A 7650-nucleotide genomic window follows, 5' to 3' on the forward strand; every position below is an offset into this window, starting at 1 on the left:
TATATGCCTATAATCCCAATATTGGCTGGAAATATGTAACCTTAAAAATTAATTATACCGGCAGCACTTCCCCGGCAGCACCCAGTGGCGGCGGCGGGGTTATAACCAATGCCACCAATATGGTGGGATACGTAGATGTAACTGTGGACCAGCTGGTAAGGATATTTGAAATAAGAGGGTCATCAAAAACAAATTGGGCTAGAAGACTAGCTCCATTATATATAAAGTGGGGGCAACAATTTAACCTAAGGGCAGACATAGCATGGGCTATGATGGCTCACGAAACAGGATTCCTGGAATTTAACGGTGTGGCTGATCCCAGCTGGAATAATTTCTGTGGTCTGGGGGTAACCGGACCAGTGGGAGTAGGCTGCAGGTTTGAATCTGAAGAACTGGGTGTCATAGCTCAATATGCCCATTTAGCCTGGTATGCTTATCCATCACATGTAAATGGATATTGCTCTAAAACTTATGATCCCAGGCACTCAGACGGCCATTTCTTTAATGGCAATTCCAGTGTAGGCACCTTAAACGGAAGATGGGCGCCTGCCAGTACCTATACGGACAAGATACTGTTATTTGCCAACCAGGTATTTGGCAGATAAAAAGCTAAGAAAAAGGTAAGAAATAATAGCCCTGGCTCCGGCCGGGGCTATTTTAATAGGGTTAGCTGTCATTTTTCTAAGCATAAATTAATGATATAATTAACCCTAAATTTAAAGATTTTAAGAAATGTTTGAAAAAAAAGTAAGCGAAATCAATCAAAGGCTGGAAAAATACAAAAGCCTGGGCACCATAGGCGGCAGAAATGGCTTTATAAGGAAAATAAAGGACGTATACGCCTCCTTTCTTTTTTTTATGGTAAAACCCCTGGTGCATCAGCAAAATGCCTATAACCAGGCTTTATTTGATTTTAACCGCCAGTCATCACTGCACTTAGAACAGATAGACCAGCAGCTGGAAGAGCTGGCCCAAAAATTGAACCAGGTTTATCGAAGCCTAAAGCAGCTGGAATATAAAACCCAGGTAAAATTTCCTCCGGACTTTGACTATTCCCAGTTTGAGGACCAGTTCCGGGGGCCGGAGGGGCTGGTAGCAGAAAGGCAAAAAGTATACCTGGATTATTTAAACCAAAAACTGGAAACATTGGATATAGGATGCGGGCGGGGAGAATTCTTGCAGCTTCTCCAGGGCCATGGATTTAAAGCCAGGGGTATTGATAGTGATAAACAGATGGTAGAACGCTGCCGACAAAAGGGACTGGAAGTAGAGCAGGCAGAGGCTGTCAGCTATATAGAGCGTTATCCAGGAAAACTGGGAAATATATTTCTATCCCAGATAGTAGAGCATATGGACTATAAAGATATTTATAAGCTGATAAAAACCTGCTGGGAAAAGATGGAGCCGGAAGCAGTTATCTTGATTGAAACCATAAACCCCAATTCTTTTTATGCCCAGAGCAGGGCTTATGTCATCGACCCTACCCATGTTAGCCTGGTCTCTCCAGAAACTATAAGCTATACCTATCAGAAAGTAGGCTTTAGAAACCTGAAGTTAATTTATAAAAGCCCTGTACCCCAAGAGCAGAGATTAAGCCTTATTGAGGAAAAAACGGGGGATAAAAAAATAGATGGCATAATTTCAGACTTAAACAAGGATTTAGCCAAAATTGATGATATAATGTTTGGGAATTTGGAATATGCAATAATGGGAGTTAAATAGTTGTTAGCCAATATACGCAAGCTTTTTTCATACAGTGAGCTCATTGTAAGCCTTACCAAAAAGGAACTCAAAGTAAAATACAGGGGCTCGGTATTGGGGTTTCTATGGTCGCTTCTTAACCCCATACTGGTGATGGTGGTTTATTCCTTTGTATTTTCTATAATTATGAGGCTGGGAGTAGAGGATTATGCCATCTTTTTAATCAGTGCCCTCCTGGGCCATAACTTTCTGGCCAATTCAGTCTCTTATGGGGCCAGCGCTATTGTGGCTAATGGCAACCTGGTAAACAAAATTTATTTTCCCCGGGAAATTCTGCCCTTATCCATTGTCTTGGCCAACCTGGTAAACTTCCTTTTTGAGCTGATAGCCCTGTTTATAGTACTAACCATCATGGGCTATAAATTTTACATGTTTTTGTATCTGTTGCCGCTGATAATATTTGTACAGTTTTTTTTGGTGGCAGGATCTACTTTGCTGGTATCTTCCTTAAATGTTTTTTTCAGGGATTTGCAGCATCTAATCAGCATTATCATGATGGTTTGGTTTTTTGCCACCCCTATAATCTATCCCCTGGAGATGGTGCCGGAGGCCTTCAGGAGGATACTTTATTTTAATCCCATGACCCTGTTTACCATGATGTACAGGAACCTGTTCTACTATGTAAACCACCGGCCCGGGTTTGAGATGCCTCCTTATTATTTTGTAATCTATGCGGTGGGTGTATCCCTGCTCATATTCTTTTTAGGCTACTTCATATTTAAAAAACTGGAACCGAGGTTTGCCGAGGAAATATAGTTATGGATAAAAATATTGCGGTAGATATCAAAAACGTAACCAAGCGTTACAGGATATACCATGAAAAGATACCCAGCTTAAAAAATACTATCCTCAGGGGAAAGAGGCAGACCTTTGAGGAATTTTTGGCTTTAGATGATGTATCTTTTTCCATCAGGCACGGGGAGACCTTTGGCATAATCGGCCCTAACGGCAGCGGTAAATCTACCCTGCTAAAAATGATAGCCAATATCATCCAGCCTACCCAGGGAAAAATAGTATCCAATGGAAGCATATCGGCCCTGCTGGAGCTGGGGGCCGGTTTCCACCCTGATCTTACCGGCAGGGAAAACATATATATAAATGCAGCCATACTGGGCATGAAAAAGAGGGAAGTAGACCGGCGTTTTGATGATATTGTCAGTTTTTCCGAGCTGGAAAAATTTATAGATACCCCGGTAAAAAACTACTCTTCCGGCATGTATATGAGGCTGGGCTTTTCCATCGCCATTAATGTAGACCCTGATATCCTGCTGGTAGATGAAGTGCTGGCGGTAGGGGACCAGTCTTTCCAGGCCAAATGCTACAAGGTTATCTACGATATTATGAAGAAAGGCAAGACCATCATCATCGTATCCCATGATTTGGAAACCATTTCTGATCTCTGCAGCCGGGTAGCTTTCTTAAAAGACGGCAAGATAGTGGAGATGGGTAACCCGGTAAGCGCGGTTAGCCAGTACCGGGCCTATGTGGAAGAGCTGGAAAAAAAGAGGGTAACCGGCCAGCAGGAAGAAGAACGGAAAAAGATATTTAAAACGGTAATAGAGGCCAACCAGAAGGTAGTAGACGGCCAGGATATAGAGAAGCTGTCCAAGATTGGGGACCAGCAGATAAGAAGGTTTGGCTCCGGGGATGCCATCATCAATTCAGTTAGCCTGATAGATAAAAAAGGCCAGGCCATAGACTATTGTAAATACGGGAACAAGGTATCCATAGTGCTGGAGGTAGAGTTTTTGCAGAAGGTGGAAAACCCCATCATAGGTATCAGGATAACTGATTTTAAAGACAATGTGGTTTACGGCACCAATACCCGTACCCATAATATAAAGACCAATGTGTATGATAAGGGAGAAAAAATAAAGGTCTCCTTTAGTTTTGAGGTTAACCTGATGGGAGGCAGCTACTATGTTACTCCCGCCGTGGGCTACAAGGATTCCAAAACCTATTGCGACTGGGTAAACAATATGTTTACCTTAAATGTACTGGCCCATCAGATGGCAGAGGGAATAGCCGACCTTAATTCTGAAATTACCATTGAGAATACAAATGGATGATTTTCAGGTAGTTTTAATCATAATAAACTATAACGGCCAGCCGCACCTTAAAGAATGCCTGGATTCGGTATATATGCAAACCTATGCCCATTTTAGGGTAGTAGTGGTAGACAATAATTCCACCGACAACAGTTTAGAGATTATAAAGGAGAACTACCCTCAGGCCAAAGTGATAGCCAATAAAAAAAATCTGGGATTTGGAAAGGCTATCAACCAAGCCATAAAGGATAGCCTAAAGGATAAGCCTGACTTTTTTGGGGTGTTAAACAATGATATCAGGCTGGATAAAAACTGGCTTTACCACCTGGTGCAATATGCCAAGGGCAACCCTGGGGCAGGCATATTAAGCGGAAAGATACTGCTTTATCATTGGCCCAAGTATGTGAACAGCACCGGAGTAAATATAAATTATTTTGGCTATGGCTGGGACCGGGATTTTTTCTGTTTGGACCAGCAGCTGGACCGCAAAGGCGGGCCGGTATTGGCGGTAACCGGCAGCGCCACTTTAATCAAACGCCAGGTCTTGGAACAAGTAGGCTATTATGACCAGGATTACTTCCTTTATTATGAAGACAGCGATCTTTGCCTGCGTACCTGGAAATACACTAAATTTACGGTAGATTATGTGCCGGAGGCAGTAATCTACCATAAGTTTTCCGCTTCCCTGGGGGTATTTTCTCCCATTAAGCATTTCTATATTAAAAGAAGCCGCTTTTTATTTATATTAAAGAATTTTCCGCTATCTTTTACAGCCAAAATATTTCCCAAGATTACCCGCTATGAATTTAAGGATTTTATGGGACCTTTGCTGTATAGGCTGGATTTTGGCAATTTTTTCCGGGAGCTTTATGTCTATCTGATTTTCTTAGCCCGGTTTCCCTTTTATATATTAAAAAAGCTTTTTATCAGAAAGAAAGCGGTTAAGATGGACTGGTGGCAAATGCTGCATCCTAGCTACAGCAAGTCGGCCACTAAAAACATACATCCCGAATATGTAGATATAGTTAATGGAGATAGCAATAGATATGGACAGGTAGGCCCCCGGATCATAGCGGGGGTAAATGATAAAGGCTTGGGCTCCGGCTGGTCGGCTATTATTGAATCCATACCCCGGGGCAGGCTGGCCAGGGGTAAAGCCAGCTGCCGGTTCCAGATAGATTACCAAAGCCAATATAATTATTATCTGCAGATTCACTACCGGAATGATGGTAATCAATCCAAACTTAACCTGGCTTTCAGCAATTTTTTTGCCAGCTATATCCTGGAGCCGGGATGGAATACCGCTTTGCTTAAAGTACCTGCGCAGGTAGCAGCTGCAGAGACCATAAGCCTAACATTGGAGCCGGAGTCAGGAGACCTTTATGTCAATGAAATAGCTATTTTGCCGGAAGGCTCGCCACTATTGAGGGTAGAATTATGAAAAAAAGAAAATGCCTGCTGGTAGTGCATAGGTTTTATCCCTTTATGGGAGGGGCGGAAAGATTATTTTTGCGCTGGGCCCAGTATTTGGAGAAAAGGGGTTATGAGGTGGATGTGTATACCACCAATGTGTGGGATAATGATTTTTTCCATTATGCTGACCGCAGGTACATCAAAGAAGCAGTACAGGATTTGGGCCATATACATATCAGGAGGTTTGGTATCTACCATCCCCCCAATAAAAATAATCTGCTTAAATTCCTATCTAAGCTTCCCGGGCGTTATTTAAAATATGGGTTTGGTTTTCCCCATATAATGCTGCCTGGCTATCTCTGGCATATGTATTGGTTAAGAAAAAAGTATGACTTTGTGCTGGGGGGAGTATTTCCCCATTACTATATGGTATATCCGGCCTTAAGGTTTGCAGCCAGGCAGCGTATTCCTTTTATCTGTGTGCCCCTGCTGCACTTCGGGGAGCCTAATTCCACCCAAAGCCACCAGCTTTTCTTTAATGAGCGTAGCCGGGAAATACTAAAATACAGCAATCTTATACTTACCCAGACCGATATGGAAAAACAGCAGCTGGCAGATTACGGCTACAACCCGGATAAAATTGTAACCGCCGGAATAGGGATAGAGCCGGTAAAGGTATGGGGAGGCCAGGGAGAAAGGTTTCTTGCCAAATACGGGATAGCTGAACCCATTGTACTGCAGATATCTACCCAGACCCATGATAAGGGTTCCCATCATATAGTAGAAGCAGCCAAGATACTGTGGGCCAAGGGGATTAAATTCAAGCTGGTACTTATAGGCCAGATATTAAAGGATTTTGAGGATTATATGCTGATGCAGGATCCCCAAATTTTAACCAATATTTTGATTTTAAGTTACGCTGATGAGCAGGATAAAAAAGATGCCCTGGATGCCTGCCGGATGATGGTAATGGCTTCCCGGTCCGAATCATTCGGCTTAACCTATCCTGAAGCCTGGCTGTACCGGAAACCGGTGATCGGGGCTTACTGCAGCGGGGTAACTGAACTCATAGAGGAAGGCATAAATGGATATCTGGTGCCTTTTGGGGACAAGCTGATGCTGGCTGAGTACATTGCCAAGCTATTAAAAAAGGAAGAGCTGGCCCTGGATATGGGGATAGCCGGTTACAATAAGGTTATGGAAAAATACCAGTGGGAACGAAGGCTTAAAAGCTTCCAGGCAGTAATAGAGGGGGTAGAGAAGTGAAGATTGGCATAGATGTATCCCGGTACTTTGACCGTTCGGCAGGAGTGGGCATATATGCGGCTAATTTGCTGAAAAGCCTGGGAAGGGTGGACCCTTCCAATCAATACCTGGCCTACAGCTTTTTTTATAATTGCCTGCCTGATAGCTTAAATGATAAGCAGCTGATAGAGGAGTTTGTAAAAGATTTTCCCCGGCTGGAATTTGCCCAGGCCAGGGCCAGCAAAAAAAGCCTGGTTAAAAAATGGAAAGCAGCTTCTATGGAAAAAAAAGAGGCTATGCTGGGAAATCCGGATATAGTTCACAGTACCGCCTACACCTTGCCCCAGCTGTTTAGCTCCCGGCTGGTGGTAACCGTGCATGATTTAAGTTTTTTAATTTTTCCCCAATACCATACTTCAGAAAATTACCAGTGGCTGTTTACCAACCTGATGTATCTAAACTCCAGGCCGGATGCTGTAATCTGTGACTCGGAACAGACCAGGCGGGATGTAGTAAAGTACTTCCATGTGCCGGAAGGCAAACTGGAAGTGGTATACCTGGGGGTAGATAAGCAGTACTTTGAAAAAATGGACGCAGGGCCGCTTATCCAGTCTTACGGCCTGGAGCCCGGATACCTCCTATGTGTATCTTCCATAGAGCCCCGGAAAAATTTTGAGAGGATTATAAGGGTGTTTGCCCAGTTGGTAAAACAGCCTCAATATGAACAATTAAAGCTGGTCTGTGTAGGGGGCCAGGGATGGAAGAATACCAATATATTTGAGCTGGTACAAGAGCTGGGCCTGGAAGGAAAAGTTAAGTTTTTAGGTTACGTGGAGCAGGAAAAGCTTCCGGGAATCTACCAGGGAGCTTCTATCTTTCTATACCCTTCCCTGTACGAAGGATTCGGCCTGCCGGTGCTGGAAGCCATGGCCAGCGGGACACCGGTAATAACCTCTGATGTATCATCTTTGCCGGAAGTAGCCGGCCAGGCAGCCATAATGATAGATCCCTATGATGAAAAACAGTTATATGACTCCATCCAGCATTTATTAGTAAATAAAGGCAAAAGGCAGGAGCTGTCCCGCCGGGGAAGCCTGCAGGCTCAAAAATTTAGCTGGGAGCAAACTGCCCGCAATACGCTGGAGGTCTATAAAAAAGTATATAAGGAGAATGCGCTTGAAAC

General features: G+C 43.6%; 7 protein-coding genes. All 7 read left to right on the plus strand.

The window, feature by feature from the left end; genetic code table 11:
- Positions 1-605, plus strand: a 605-nt coding sequence (locus PHN32_08690; GenBank protein MDD3777666.1) for a glucosaminidase domain-containing protein, incomplete at its 5' end; no start/stop codon positions are given.
- A 127-nt stretch (positions 606-732) separates the two neighbouring features.
- Positions 733-1722, plus strand: coding sequence for a class I SAM-dependent methyltransferase (locus PHN32_08695; protein ID MDD3777667.1), 990 nt, complete (start codon positions 733-735; stop codon positions 1720-1722).
- A complete protein-coding gene (locus PHN32_08700; protein MDD3777668.1) occupies positions 1723-2517 on the plus strand; it encodes an ABC transporter permease in 795 nt (264 codons plus the stop codon).
- A 2-nt stretch (positions 2518-2519) separates the two neighbouring features.
- Entirely contained in the window at positions 2520-3830 is a 1311-nt protein-coding gene (locus tag PHN32_08705; protein MDD3777669.1) for an ABC transporter ATP-binding protein, read from the plus strand.
- Positions 3823-5250, plus strand: coding sequence for a glycosyltransferase family 2 protein (locus tag PHN32_08710; protein MDD3777670.1), 1428 nt, complete (start codon positions 3823-3825; stop codon positions 5248-5250). Before PHN32_08705 ends, PHN32_08710 begins: the two co-directional genes overlap by 8 nt.
- Complete coding sequence (locus tag PHN32_08715; GenBank protein MDD3777671.1) at positions 5247-6488, plus strand: glycosyltransferase family 4 protein; 1242 nt, start codon at positions 5247-5249, stop codon at positions 6486-6488. The genes PHN32_08710 and PHN32_08715 overlap by 4 nt, the downstream gene beginning before the upstream one ends.
- Positions 6485-7650, plus strand: a 1166-nt coding sequence (locus PHN32_08720; protein MDD3777672.1) for a glycosyltransferase family 1 protein, incomplete at its 3' end; no start/stop codon positions are given. The genes PHN32_08715 and PHN32_08720, both read left to right, overlap by 4 nt.

Source organism: Actinomycetota bacterium, assembly GCA_028698215.1.
Taxonomy (GTDB): domain Bacteria; phylum Actinomycetota; class Humimicrobiia; order Humimicrobiales; family Humimicrobiaceae; genus Halolacustris.

Coding starts and splice junctions, on each gene's coding strand:
- PHN32_08705 (MDD3777669.1), top strand. CDS start 2,520: ATGGATAAAAATATTGCGGTAGATATCAAAAACGTAACCAAGCGTTAC.
- PHN32_08695 (MDD3777667.1), top strand. CDS start 733: ATGTTTGAAAAAAAAGTAAGCGAAATCAATCAAAGGCTGGAAAAATAC.
- PHN32_08710 (MDD3777670.1), top strand. CDS start 3,823: ATGGATGATTTTCAGGTAGTTTTAATCATAATAAACTATAACGGCCAG.
- PHN32_08715 (MDD3777671.1), top strand. CDS start 5,247: ATGAAAAAAAGAAAATGCCTGCTGGTAGTGCATAGGTTTTATCCCTTT.